Below are 14077 nucleotides of genomic sequence, written 5' to 3' on the forward strand. Positions count from 1 at the left end.
TAAAGATAGGCAGTTAGCGTTATAATTAGCACCTACTTACATTAATTCTGTTTTTTATACATTGTTTTTGATAGTTTTAAAATCCCATCATGATAAGAAGTAGGCTTAAAGTTAAAGGCCTTTTCAAATTTGGTAGAATCGAAATGATAATGGTGATCATACTGGTAATACATTTCTACAGTACCCGCAACTACTTTTTTAAATAAACCGACCAGGCGTAGCATCAGTTTATTAATCCTAAGGTATTGAGGTTTGGTTTCATAAATCTTGGCGGCCATTTCTATAAAAGCTTTTCCTTTCATAGGAGCGGCAGTGGGCAGGTGCCAGATCTGGTTGCCCGAATCAGGAGTTTGTCCCAACAGGAATAAAGCTTTTGCTGCATCTTCAATATAGGTAAAACTGTGTAGGGTACCTGGGTTTCCGATCCATTGCGCTTTTTCTTTTTTGGCAAACTTATCAAGTACCATCATATCAAAAAAGCTGTTCATGGAATCTGCTCCATAAAAATCTGCAGCGCGGGCAATGGTGACGTTTATTTGTCCCATTCTAGCTTCGCTCATTAATTGTTCAGCTAACTTTGCCCTAACTTCTCCTTTTAAACTGCATGGACGGTAAGGCGTATCTTCTGTCATAGGGCCATTTACCAGGCCATACATATAAACATTATCAAAAAAAATTAACCTTGCTCCGGTGTGTTTAGTTAGGTTAATTACATTTTTAATAATAACCGGCCATTGTTGTTGCCATATTTTGATGTCATAAACGAGACCAGCGCAGAGGTAGATTACTTTCGAACCTTCGGCTGCTGCGAAAAGTTCAGTTTCATTTAATAAATCAGCCTTAACCCAGCTTACTTTTGGGTTGTTTGTGGCTACTGGTTTTCGGCTAACTAGTCTAACGGTTTCTTTAGCATGGATTAATTCTTTAGTAAGTGCGTTTGCGATTGGTCCGCCGGCGCCAAGTATCGTATGCATATCTTTGTTTTTTGATTGGTTCAAAGTTATGCGACGTGGAACGATGAAAACGTTAACAAAAGATAAGGATTCTGGATTATTCAGCATTGAGAACTTCTATAGCTCATTTGCTAAAAAGTTGTCCGCGCTTTTATTGCAAAAGTGTTCTTTTACGGATACGGGAAAGCGAGACAGGCGTGATGCCTAAAAAGTTGGCAATAAAATGTTGTGGGATGCGCTGGAAAATGTCTCTGGCTGTTTTTTCAAGGATAATGTAACGCTCTTCAGGTGTTTGCGTAATAAAGGCGGTTACGCGGTCTTCGTAACAGCAGATGTAATATTCAGCAATTAAACGACCAAAACGCTCCATTTTTAAAGCCAATAGCGGGTGATTTAACATTTGCTGAAGATTTTGATAGGAGATCATGACCAATGCTGTTTCTTCAAGTGCCTGAATGTAGTTGGTGTTGGGCGTGCGTTTCAGGAAACTTTTATAAGCACTCATCCACTCATTTTCAAAGCTAAAATATCCGGTAATTTCCTGCCCATCTTTAATATGGTAGTAACGAACGGCGCCACGGGTAATAAAGCACATGTAGTCGCATACTTTTCCTTCAACTGCAAAATGTTCTTTTTTGCCTAAGCCGGAAAAACTAAGGTACCGAGTAAAAGCTTCCCATTCTGTATCGTTAAACGTTACAAATTGGGCAATACCTTTTCTAAATGCTTCCAGTTGAGCTTGTTTGTCCATATCGGTAATTAACTGGCTTAAAGATACGAATTAATCAATTATGGCTAACCTTTGTCAAGATTATAACAGGCCCTGCAGCGTGGCTCGTAACTTTCCTTTTCGCCCAGTAAAACGGTAGCTTCATCAGCAACTGTACGGTAACTATATAGCGCAGGGTTACCACAGCAAACACAAACCGCATTTACTTTGGTTACATGTTCGGCAATGGCCATTAAAGCCGGCATAGGACCAAAAGGCTTGCCTGTAAAATCCATATCCAGGCCGGCAACAATAACGCGTATGCCTTTAAGGGCCAGTTTGTTGCACACCTCAGGCAATTCATTATCAAAAAACTGTGCTTCATCTATACCCACCACCTGGGTATTGGTACCCAATAGTAGAATAGCCGAAGCGCTATCTACGGGAGTAGAGTTGATCGAGTTTAAATCGTGCGAAACCACAGCTGTTTCATGATAGCGGGTATCGGTACGCGGTTTAAAAATTTCGACATTTAGTTTAGCAATCTGTGCCCGCTTTAGCCTCCGGATCAGTTCTTCCGTTTTACCAGAAAACATAGAGCCACATACTACTTCTATACTTCCTGAAAATTCGCCCCTTCTCCTAAAATTTTGTTCGCTAAATAACATGTTGCTTTTTATTTCCCTTAGTCCGTTCTATAATTTTAAACCGAACAAATATGAGAATTATGCATGATTTTTGGCTACTTAGTTACCAACATGATTGGTTAAAATTTTAATTGTTTCCGCAATAAAGATCTGAAATTCTTTTGGGTGAAGTTGGATCAAATTTTAATAATGCTTTTTAAAGAAAAAGGAAATAATGATAAATGCGATAAGGGGTGTAGTAAGTATCCCCAATAGTATGGAGCCTCCAAAACCAAACCAGGTATCTCTTCCATACCTACCCAACGCGTATAAGATAGCGACAGTTATTAAAATAAGTAATATTTCTATTATACCCATAAGCCAAATATAATTATTTATGATTATGGTTAATCATTGGCAAACAATGAAAGATATTATTGGGTTTGTGATATATAATGACCTATTTTAGCAAAAAAGATGTTTATTAAAGGTACTGAAACATCCCACGCAAGGATACCAGGGATAAAATAAATATGAAAATTATATCTTATTTTTGAACACATAGTTACCAACATAAATCGACTAAAAATTCGTTTTAATTTTATGATGAACCAACAAGATATTTTCAGAAAGATCGGTAGTATTTTAACAGAGTTGAATGAACAATACCAGTTTTTGGCTCAAAACCCTCAACAATTAAATGAATTGGAACTGGAACTTTTTTTGGCCAATGCCCATTTCCTTTCTGATCATGTGAACATCGTCAAAAAATTAAATGCCACAACCGAAAATAAGCCGACTGAAAATGTAAAGCATACCTTATTGGCCGAACAAAATACCATTGTATTGCCAGAACCTGAAAAAAGTTATGCAAAAGAAGATGAATCTTTCGATCCGCAGGAGTTGGAAGAAGTGGTAACGGCACAGGAAGAGGAGGAACGGATTGATGTAAAACCTGAGCAGGAAGTGCTTGATGATGAAATGATTGAAGAGGAAAAGGCTGCCTCACTTTTGAATAAGGATTTTTTTAAGCCTGACCAGGACGACCATACTTTCGAATTTGTACTAAATACACATCATAAAAATGATCAGTTTGATTATGAGGCAAATCCGGTTGCGCATGGATCTGTTGACGAAATTTTTGATCGCCCGCTAAGCAAGGAAGAAGCAGAAATTTTGGCACGTAAAAAGATTATTCATGATAAGGAGGCTACCTTAGGGGTTCAAGAGGAGCCATTGCAAACTGAGGAAGATGAAATTGGTCCTGAGCCTTTTTTAATTCCGCATGAAGAAGCAGCCGCTGAAACAATTGCTAAAGAGGGGCCCATCCTGACTGAAAAGGTGGAAGAGCCTGTTGTGGCCGTTAAAGCAGAAGAACCCATCACGGTAGCGACTACCCAGCCAATTGACGCACTAAAGGATGTAAAACTGGATGATCCCGTTATTTCGCCTCCGGTGGAAGAGGAGCGCCCCATATTCACACCTGAAGCTGTTCCTGTAAAACCTATTCCGCAACCTGAGGTGATTAAGCCAGCACTAAGTTTAAACGATTTGCTTGCCAAAACAAACGCAAAAAGCAATGAGCCTGTCAAAGCGCCAATTGCCGATTTAAAACAGGCTATTAATTTAAATGAGAAGTTACTTTTTATTAAAGATCTTTTTAACGGTTACAACTTGGCCTATTCGGAAGTCATTGATATCATTAACAAAATGAGCAGTTTCAAAGCCGCAGATAGTTACCTGCAACATAATTATGCAGCCAAAAATAACTGGGCCAATAAACAGGCAACGGTTGATCAGTTTTACGAACTGTTAAATAGGAGGTTTAGTAAGTAATAGGGAAGAGCGGTTAGCGGCTGGCGTTAAGCGGTTTGGTAAATGATATTAGCCGCTGTTGTCGTCATACTGAGGGATAATTTATTGTATAAAAATCAATATGATTGACGTTTTTTCCTTCGCACAATTCTTGCCTCGGCTCGCCGCCGCCGAAAGGCTCTTACTTTTTGACATCAAAAAGTAACAAAAAATGCCGGCTGAAAATTTTTCTTTTGAAGGCAGTAGTATGGCTGGAACAGTGCAGTCCGAAAAATTTATTAGGCCGGTTTTGAGTAGAACGATGATACGGTGCTATGGCCTAGCTATACGGAAATGAATGATGCCACATTCTACTCATTAATAGGTGATTATAAAGTAACTTCAATGGTAACTTAGTATCTATCATGCTTCGTTTTTTTGTAACATGATAGATAAAGTTTGCATTTGTTTGCCTCATCAGCGCTATTCTCTAGTGATGACATTACTGAAGGAAATCGTCCTCGTTTTTAACGAGGATGTATGAGGTTGGCATTTGTAATGCTGGTTATCTTTCATTATGGAGCATTTTTTCAGGTTCTGAACAAATTTTTGATGAAGGTATTTAACGAGGCACATTGTTCCAAAAAGGATTTCTGTTTTGTCGGGTTTATTTACTGCGGATAGTAGCATAGCATTGCCCCACCAAAACCCGATAAAAGCGAACACAAAGTAAAGCGGTTAGCGGGAGCATACCTTAATCTGATTGCAGGTTTTGCTTTCCAAAAAAAAATCGATATCTCCTGATGTACAATATTTAAATGTCTAAATATCGACTTCAGACTAAAGACTCCGGACGCCAGACTCTTTAAATAAATCCCATCCGGTTAGAATCCAGTTTCAAAAATATAAACAAGAGGATAGTAAAACTCCATAATGAGGAACCGCCATAGCTGATAAAAGGTAAGGGAATCCCGATTACGGGAATGATTCCGATGGTCATTCCGATGTTGATGAATACGTGGAAAAAAAGGATACAGGCCACACTGTAGCCGTAAACCCTTGAGAAAGTAGATCGCTGCCTTTCTGCCAGATTGATCAACCTGAGCAATAAAAACATATACAAGCCGATTACAACCGAACAACCCACAAAACCCCATTCCTCACCAATGGTAGAAAATATAAAGTCGGTACTCTGTGCAGGTACATAACCATATTTGGTCTGCGTACCCTGTAAAAAACCGCGTCCCGTTACCTGACCGGAGCCAATGGCAATCTGCGATTGGATGACGTTATAACCGGCACCCTTATTGTCGGCTTTAAGGCCTAACATAAGCTCAATCCGGCTACGCTGATGCGGTGCTAAAACCTTTTCATAAGCAATTTTAACTATAAATAAATAGGCGATGGCAATAACGGTGACCAATACGGTCGAAATAATAATCTTCTGTTTCCGCCTGTTGTTATAGATAAAAAGTCCGCCGATTGTGGTTAGGATAAGAATTAAGATGTAAGTTGGTACCAGGAAATCCGCTATAAATAGTACAATCATGCCTAGAAAAATCAGCAGGAAATAACCCGATAACCCCTCCCGGTATAATGGGAACATAAAGGCCAGGAAAACCAGCGCAGACCCTGTATCAGGCTGTAACATGATCAGTAAAAGCGGGGCTAACACGATTAAGCCGGCGATAAAGATTGATTTTATATCCCTGAATTTTGGATTAAATGTGCTCACATACCTGGCTAAAAGTAAGGCTGTACCAAACTTGGCGAATTCTGAAGGCTGCAGCCTGAAAGAGCCTATGGGGATCCAGGCCTGGTTTCCACCTACATTTCTCCCTACAAAAAGTACCACAACGAGTAAAAATAAAGTGGCTCCGTAAATAAATGGTGCAAATACATTAAACAACCTGCCGTCAAACAATAAGATTGATAGACCTAATATTAAGCTGGTAATAACAAAAATTAACTGTTTTCCATAACTGCTTCCAAAATCGAATCCCGTTGCTTTATCTGGATTGTAGATAGAAGCATAAACATTGATAAAACCAACTGCACACAAGGCAATATAGATTAAAACAGTAATCCAGTCTACATTAAAAAAGAAACGGTTTCCCTGTTGTTGCATCTTATTTAGGGGTTACAGGTTTATGGTTTATATCGGGTTGATTTACCTTTAGCCTATTAGCAACGGTTTGTTTAAGTAAGGCCGGTTTTACTTTGAGGCTGTCTTTAACTTTTTTTAGTGAATCGGCCCTTTTCAGTTTTAAACTATCCAATCTGGTCGGTTTAAACTTTTTTGTCTTATCAATCAAAGCCGGTAAAAGATTGGTTTCTGCGAATGCTTTTACCGTATAGCCATTGGCACGTGGTTTAATGCTATCGGTTAGATATTTTTCAACAATGAAACTTGATATCGGTGCCGCATAAGAACCTCCATAGCCGCCATTTTCTACAATTACGGCGATGGCAATTTTAGGATTGTTCATAGGCGCGAAACCAATAAAAACAGAATGGTTTTTGCCATGTGGATTTTGCACGGTTCCGGTTTTACCGCACATCAGAATGTTGGGTATCTGCGATTCTTTTGCTGTTCCCCAGGGGCTGTTCACCGCATCCCGCATGCCATCAATTACGATAGGAAAGTATTTTTCATCTACACCCACATAATTTTTAACCACATACTCTTTTTTTACTACATTTTTATCGCCAATACCTTTAATCAAGTGGGGCTTTAAATAATAACCACGGTTGGCGATAGCTGCCATTACATTGGCCATTTGTAATGGGGTAGAGGTAATCTCTCCCTGACCAATGGCCTGCGAAATTACAGTGGTATATCCCCAGCGTTTGCCATAAATCTTATCGTAATGATCAGCCTGATAAAATATACCCTTTTTTTCAAAAGGCATATCAATACCCAATTTCTGGCCAAAACCCCATTTAGAAATCTGCTCATGCCATTTTGCGTATGTCTGACGCTGGTTTTTCATGCCGTTTTTAGTAATGATGTTCTGAAAAACATGGCAGAAATAGGTGTTGCAGGAGCGGGCAATACCACGTTGCATGTTAATGGTACCATCAACGTGTTCGCATTTTACTTTGTGGTTTCCGGCCATGTAATAACCAGGGCAGAAAAAAGTCGTATTTGGATCGATGGCACCATCTTGCAGGGCAACCAGTGCGTCAACCGGTTTAAATGATGAGCCAGGAGAATACTGTCCGGCAATAGGCCTTACAATCTGCGGGCGGTAGGGGTTTGCAATCAGGCTCATGTAGTTTTTTCCCCAATCTTTACCCACTAACTGGTTAGGGTCATAACCCGGGCTGCTCACAAATGCCAGAATTTCTCCTGTTGAAGGCTCAATGGCCACAATAGCCCCTACCTTATTTTTCATTAATTCTTCGCCAAGGCGTTGGATCCTGATGTCTAATGAAGAAATTAATCGGTCACCTGAAACAGCATTTATATCATATTTACCATTGGCATAACTCCCTTGAGCAACATTTTTAGCATCGTACAGTGTATTGATTACGCCTTTCTCACCTCTCAAAAAATCTTCATATGAGCGTTCCAGTCCACTTTTTCCAATAAAATCGCCCGGTTTATAATAACCTTCTGATTTTTCAATATCATCCGGACTCACCTCCTTAACATAGCCAAAAAGCTGTCCGGCAATGCTATCAGGATAATGCCTGATCGTTCGATCCTGCGTTCTGAAGCCTGGAAAACGGTACATGATTTCCTGTAAGCGGGCATAACTCTGTACCGAAATCTGCCTTTCAAAAAATGTAGACTGGTAAGGGGATTGCGCTTTTGCTTTTTTTAACTTTTTACGAACATCCTCTATGGTAATTTCTAAAGCGTTGGCCAGTCCGAGGGTATCAAAAGGTTTAACCTCGTTTGGGATCACCATTAAATCGTAAACAGGTTCATTCTGCACAATCACTTTCATGTTCCGATCGAGGATCGCACCGCGGGCAGGGTATTTGTAAATTTTACGGAGTACGTTACTTTCGGCAGAGCTAAAGGCTTTATCGCTAATAATCTGGATATAGAATAGCTTTCCCAATAAAATCAGGGCTACTACAATAAATAATCCCTGAACGATATATTTTCGATTAAATAACTGATCCATTTAGCGTGGTGTTCTTTTATAGAATATAAACTCTACCAGAAAAATAATAAGCAGTGTAAAGATACAACTTAAGCCGCATCTCATTAAGGTATAACCAATTTCGGTGAGCCTAAATGTTTCCAGAAAAAACAATACCAGGTGGTGTGCTGCAACGCAAAGAAAAGCATAAAGAGAAAACCACTGGAAACCCATATAACTTAAGGACGGCTCAGGGTCGTCAATAGCATCGCGGTTTAAACTGATGGAAATAAAAGAAATCCTTACAAACGCCAAAACTACGCAAGCTGTGGCATGTACGCCCATGGTGTCGTAAAAGGCATCAAGTGCCAATCCGGTTGCAAAGGCCAGTACGTACAATAAAATATTAGGGATGCCAAATGGAAGTAGAAGTAAAAACAGTACGTAGATGAAAGGAGTGGAGAGATCGTAAAAACCCATATTCTTGAGCAGAAAAATCTGCACAAAAAGCAGTAAAAACCACCTGATCACATTTACAATTATGATTCTACTATTCATTCGGTTTAGCCATGCTCTCTAAAGCTTTTTGCTCATCAGCTCTTTTATCTTTAACCACATATACATATTGCAATGTGCTAAAGTCAGTAAACAAATTTAATTCTGCCGATAAAAAATTATCATTTGTAGCCACATTCGCTTTGCTGATTTTTCCAATCAGGACCCCTGCAGGAAAAGAGCCATAACCGGAAGTAATAACAGTATCGCCAACGTACATTTTAATATGGTTGGGTACCTCTTTTACAAATGCCTTTTTAATATCAAAATTCCCGTCGCCCCAAACCAATGAGCCAAGTGCATGGTTCTTTTTCAGGGTTACACTGATCTTGGTATCTTTATGCAGTAAAGACTGAATGGTGGCCAAATGTGCGGAAACATCACGGATAAATCCAACTACTCCACGTTGAGGTGCAATAACGGCCATACCACTTTTAATTCCATCATCCGTGCCTTTGTTAATCGTCATGATGTTATTGCGCAAAGTAACCGAGTTTTTTACCACTTTGGCTGCCAGATAAGTATATTGTTGATTGGTTACCGTATCCACCACTTTAACATCTTTGGCTGTATCTACGGTAGTTAATCCGAGTAACTGACTTTTAAGTTTAGCGTTTTCTGCGGCCAGACTATCGTTAACCATTCCCAGGTTTAAATACCGTTTAAAAACATTTAACCTTTCATACGCGGTACCCACGATCTCATTGCTAGAGTTTAGGGTTACGCTCCGCTGATAAGCATTGTTTTTAACCGTGAGGTAGATGCCAACGAAGAAAAAAATGATAAACAAGAAAAATGCGTTGTATCTGCTGATGAAAATCCAAAGGTTACGCATTTGAGTTTGGAGTTAAAAGTTCGGAGTTAGGAGTTAATCGTTTGGTGTATGAGTGGAAACTCCAAGCTCACAACCCCAAACTCCAAACTGAATGTTATTGCATTAAAAATTTATATCCGCCAATGTTTTTAAGGGCGATGCCGGTGCCGCGCACTACTGCACGAAGTGGATCTTCTGCAACGTGAACAGGTAATTTTGTTTTGGCTGCAACACGCTTATCCAAACCTCTAAGCAATGCACCACCACCGGTTAAATAAATACCTGTTTGGTAAATATCTGCTGAAAGTTCAGGAGGGGTAATTTCTAAAGCTTTTAAAATCGCTTCTTCAATTTTAGAGATTGATTTGTCTAAACAGTGTGCAATTTCAGTGTAAGAAACAGTAATCTGCTTTGGTACACCCGTCATTAAATCGCGGCCCTGAACGGCGAAATCAGCAGGGGCATCCTGTAATTCCGGTAAAGCTGCACCAACTTCAATTTTAATTTTTTCCGCGGTACGGTCTCCAATCATGATATTGTGCTGACGGCGGATATAATTTACGATATCAGAATCGAAGTTATCTCCCGCAACGCGGATAGACTGATCGCAAACAATACCTGATAAAGCAATAACTGCAATTTCGGTAGTACCGCCACCTATGTCAATAATCATGTTACCCATTGGCTCTTCCACATCAATCCCGATACCTACGGCAGCGGCCATTGGTTCGTGGATCAAATAAACTTCTTTTGCACCGGCAATTTCGGCAGAATCGCGCACGGCACGTTTTTCTACTTCAGTAATACCAGATGGAATACAGATTACCATACGTAAAGAAGGAAACATCCAGCCCTTACCGCCGTTAAGCATACGGATCATTCCCTTAATCATCGCTTCAGCAGCATTAAAATCGGCAATTACCCCATCTTTTAATGGACGGACAGTTTTAATATTATCGTGGGTTTTTCCCTCCATTTGCATGGCCTGGCGGCCAATTGCAATAACTTTATTTGTAGTACGATCGAAAGCAACAATAGATGGCTCATCTACCACTACTTTGTCGTTATGTATAATCAGGGTATTCGCGGTGCCTAAGTCAATGGCAACTTCTTGCGTAAACCAGTTAAATAATCCCATGTATAAGGTATGTTTTCTTTATTTGATCAAATCTATACTATTCCTAATGTAAAAATAGGATTTTTATTGTTTTAAGTTTTATTTTCTCCTGTTATTAAATTGTTTTTAAGGCAATTAAAATATTGGGAAAATAAAGCTCATCATTTTTAGTTTCGGATTCTTGTGAAGGTAAGGTATGGATATATAACCTTTCGCCTTCAAAGCCTCAACCTTCTACCTTTTTTAGTGTTTAAAGTGTCTTACCCCGGTGGTTACCATTGCAATACCTTTTTCGTTTGCTTTTGCAACAGAATCTGCATCTTTGATTGATCCACCTGGTTGCAGGACAGCAGTAATTCCGGCATCGGCAGCAATCTCCACACAGTCCGGGAAAGGGAAGAAAGCATCAGAAGCCATTGCGGCACCCTTAACGCTGAAACCGAAAGAAGCCGCTTTTTCAATCGCCTGTCTTAAGGCATCAACACGCGAAGTCTGGCCCACACCACTTGCAATTAACACATCATCCTTAACCAAAACAATGGTATTCGATTTGGTGTGTTTTACAATTTTGTTGGCAAAGAATAAGTCTTTCAGTTCTTGTTCGGTTGGCGCTTTATCGGTAACCGTTGTCATTTGCTCCGGACCTTCAATAATTAAATCTTTATCCTGCTCAATTACACCGTTTAATAAGGTTTTAAATTGTTTTTTGCTCAATTCAACCTCATTGCGCTGTAAAATAACACGGTTTTTCTTTTTGCTGAACAGCTCTACTGCTTCTGCCTGATAAGAAGGCGCAATCAATACCTCAAAAAACAGGTTATTGATTTCTTCTGCGGTTTCAAGGTCAACTTCAACGTTGGTAATCAGTACCCCACCGAAAGCCGAAACCGGGTCACAGGCTAAAGCATCAATCCATGCTTGTTTAACCGTTGGACGTGAGGCAATACCACAGGCATTGGTGTGTTTCAAAATGGCAAAAGTTGGGTCTTCAAATTCGTCGATTAAAGCAACAGCTGCATCTACATCAACCAGGTTGTTGTAAGAAAGTTCTTTACCATTAAGCTTGGTGAACATGGCATCTAAATCGCCATAAAATACCCCACCTTGATGGGGGTTTTCGCCATAACGTAAAGTTTTGGCTTCCGTAACACTCTGTTTAAAAACATCAAGTGGCTCTTCGGTATTAAAATAATTGAAAATGGCAGTATCGTAATGAGAAGAAGTATGGAATGCTTTTTTAGCATATGCCTTACGCTGTGCTAAAGTGGTTTCGCCATTCTGTTCAGCCAATTGAGCTTCTAAAGTAGGATAGTCATTTTTTGATGCGATAATCACCACATCATTGAAATTTTTTGCTGCGGCACGGATCAGTGAAATACCACCGATGTCTATTTTCTCGATAATTTCTTCAGGTGTTCCACCTGCTTTTACAGTTTCTTCAAATGGATATAAGTCAACAATAACCAGGTCAATTTCAGGAATTTCATATTCAGCAATCTGCTCCTGGTCGCCAGTTAACGCCCTACGGTTTAAGATTCCGCCAAATACTTTTGGGTGTAAGGTTTTAACACGTCCGCCTAAAATAGATGGATAACCGGTTAAATCTTCAACCGCCGTAACAGGAAGGTTTAAATCTTTGATGAATTGTTCTGTTCCGCCCGTAGAAAATAATTGTACCCCTTGTGCGGCCAACAATTTTACCAATGGCTCTAAACCATCTTTATAATATACTGAGATTAAAGCGTTTTTGATTTTAATGGATTGACTCATTCTACTGAAAATTTTGAGCCGCAAAGGTAGTAAAATCGGATGGTTTTTTTATTATGTTGGATAGGCAAAAAAACAATAAGGTTTGCCACGGCTGTTTTGGTTTTGTCTAAGGTCGAGTTGATACTAGCTACTTCAAAAACACAGAGAAAGGAACTGATAGATCAAATGTTTAAAGGGTTACGGTAAACCTTTGAGTTAGATCTTTTTTAATAATTGGGAATAGCGGGGCTGTATAGACTTTTTACTAAGAAAAATTAATAAATAGATTGTTGGGTTTTATTATTCTAAAATTAAGGTTTTCCATAGCCTTATTTTTAGTCGAAATGTTCCATTCTATTGATTAATGCTCATTTCTGCCAAATGATAAAATATGATAAACTAATCGATAGGTCATTGGACTTGTGGCGAAAGTATATTGAAAGTATGGCAGTTGTTTTCAAGCTAATGTATATTGCACAGTATTTACCTTTATAAAAATATTTCAGTATATTTTTATCATGCCAAAAAAAGATACTATATTTGTACTAATAGTACTCGCCAAGCTACCCGTCAGAACAGCGTCCCAGGGCGGGTCTTTTGCTTTTATAGCGTTTTCATTCTTTCAAAATGAACTCCCCAATTCGATTTTAAAAACGTTTTTCAGCGGGTTTCTATTTTTGTTGTAAAACTATCTCTCCATGATTTATAATAAAAAAACATTTACCATTGAGGAGCACATTGCACAACTTAAAGAAAGGGGATTGGCCATCGCAGACCATGCCCTAGCTATCCATTACCTGTCGCATGTAAGTTATTATCGTTTAGCAGGCTATTGGTGGCCCATGCAATTGGATAAAGAACAGCATATATTTAAACCAAATAGTAAATTTGAAGATGTTATTCACCTTTATAATTTTGATAGGGAACTACGGATTTTAATTTTTGACGCGATCGAAAAGATTGAGATTAGTTTACGTACAAAGTTAATTTACCACTTGTCTCATGAATTTGATCCCTGGTGGTTCCTAAACATAGCTATATTTAAAGATAGCGGCGCTCTTATAGAAACACTTGCCAGTTTGAAAGAGGAAATAGACCGATCGAAAGACATTTTCATCAAAGAACATAAAAAGAAATATAAAGAAGATTTAAGGTTTCCTCCAGCCTGGAAATCTTTAGAAATGACCAGTTTCGGTTCACTTTCTAAACTGTATGGCAATCTTAAAAATACTGTCGAATCAAAAGATGTTATTGCCGAAGAATTAGGAGCCGTAAACCATACTTACCTTCCCAGTTGGTTACAATCTATTGCACAAATAAGAAATTACTGTGCACATCACAGTAGATTATGGAATAAAAATCTTCCTGGAACTCCTAAAATATTGTCTAAGCCTCCTTTTCATTGGCTGATTGATGTGCCAACAGATACACAAAAGTTGTACCTTCATTTATGTATTATCAGGTACATGCTTAATATCATAGCGCCAGAAAATTCATTTGCGCTAAAAATGAAAGAATTGTTAATCAAATACCCATCGGTAGATCCAAATGCATTAGGCTTTAAGGCAGATTGGAAAAACGAAGCACTTTGGAATTAAATTGCTAAACAAAGCGAGCAAATGTTAGAAGAACAGTTAATTGCCAATCTGCAGAAGTTTGGTTG

At 39.0% G+C, this 14077-nt stretch carries 11 protein-coding genes; 2 read left to right on the forward strand and 9 right to left on the reverse strand.

Annotation, left to right across the window (positions count from 1 at the left end):
- Window positions 1–41 precede the first annotated feature (41 nt).
- From ACFE6N_RS14500 to ACFE6N_RS14510, 3 genes are all read right to left on the reverse strand, one after another.
- Complete coding sequence (locus ACFE6N_RS14500; protein WP_378937577.1) at window positions 42–974, reverse strand: NAD-dependent epimerase/dehydratase family protein; 933 nt, start codon at window positions 972–974, stop codon at window positions 42–44.
- A gap of 130 nt (window positions 975–1104) precedes the next feature.
- The gene (locus ACFE6N_RS14505) at window positions 1105–1704 is read right to left on the reverse strand and encodes a Crp/Fnr family transcriptional regulator (protein WP_378937579.1); all 600 of its coding nucleotides are present in this window, start codon (window positions 1702–1704) and stop codon (window positions 1105–1107) included.
- Window positions 1705–1748: 44 nt separating this feature from the next.
- A complete protein-coding gene (locus ACFE6N_RS14510; protein ID WP_090982699.1) occupies window positions 1749–2330 on the reverse strand; it encodes a thymidine kinase in 582 nt (193 codons plus the stop codon).
- A gap of 561 nt (window positions 2331–2891) precedes the next feature.
- Here ACFE6N_RS14510 and ACFE6N_RS14515 point away from each other — a divergent pair.
- Entirely contained in the window at window positions 2892–4124 is a 1233-nt protein-coding gene (locus ACFE6N_RS14515; protein ID WP_378937582.1) for a hypothetical protein, read from the forward strand.
- 823 nt (window positions 4125–4947) lie between these two features.
- Here ACFE6N_RS14515 and rodA read toward each other — a convergent pair.
- From rodA to purH, 6 genes are all read right to left on the reverse strand, one after another.
- Window positions 4948–6210, reverse strand: coding sequence for a rod shape-determining protein RodA (rodA, locus tag ACFE6N_RS14520; protein WP_378937584.1), 1263 nt, complete (start codon window positions 6208–6210; stop codon window positions 4948–4950).
- 1 nt (window position 6211) lies between these two features.
- Entirely contained in the window at window positions 6212–8221 is a 2010-nt protein-coding gene (gene mrdA, locus ACFE6N_RS14525; RefSeq protein WP_378937587.1) for a penicillin-binding protein 2, read from the reverse strand.
- A complete protein-coding gene (locus ACFE6N_RS14530; RefSeq protein ID WP_090982708.1) occupies window positions 8222–8737 on the reverse strand; it encodes a rod shape-determining protein MreD in 516 nt (171 codons plus the stop codon). It lies immediately after the preceding gene.
- The gene (gene mreC, locus ACFE6N_RS14535) at window positions 8730–9569 is read right to left on the reverse strand and encodes a rod shape-determining protein MreC (protein WP_378937590.1); all 840 of its coding nucleotides are present in this window, start codon (window positions 9567–9569) and stop codon (window positions 8730–8732) included. Before mreC ends, ACFE6N_RS14530 begins: the two co-directional genes overlap by 8 nt.
- Window positions 9570–9663: 94 nt before the next feature.
- The gene (locus tag ACFE6N_RS14540) at window positions 9664–10686 is read right to left on the reverse strand and encodes a rod shape-determining protein (protein WP_010601761.1); all 1023 of its coding nucleotides are present in this window, start codon (window positions 10684–10686) and stop codon (window positions 9664–9666) included.
- Window positions 10687–10908: 222 nt separating this feature from the next.
- A complete protein-coding gene (gene purH / locus ACFE6N_RS14545) occupies window positions 10909–12435 on the reverse strand; it encodes a bifunctional phosphoribosylaminoimidazolecarboxamide formyltransferase/IMP cyclohydrolase (protein WP_090982712.1) in 1527 nt (508 codons plus the stop codon).
- A gap of 677 nt (window positions 12436–13112) precedes the next feature.
- Between purH and ACFE6N_RS14550 the strand changes: the two genes are divergently transcribed.
- Window positions 13113–14012, forward strand: a complete 900-nt coding sequence (locus tag ACFE6N_RS14550; RefSeq protein ID WP_378937593.1) for an Abi family protein — start codon at window positions 13113–13115, stop codon at window positions 14010–14012.
- The last annotated feature ends 65 nt before the right edge of the window (window positions 14013–14077 follow it).

It is taken from the genome of Pedobacter sp. BG31 (genome assembly GCF_042464845.1).
Lineage (GTDB): Bacteria > Bacteroidota > Bacteroidia > Sphingobacteriales > Sphingobacteriaceae > Pedobacter > Pedobacter suwonensis.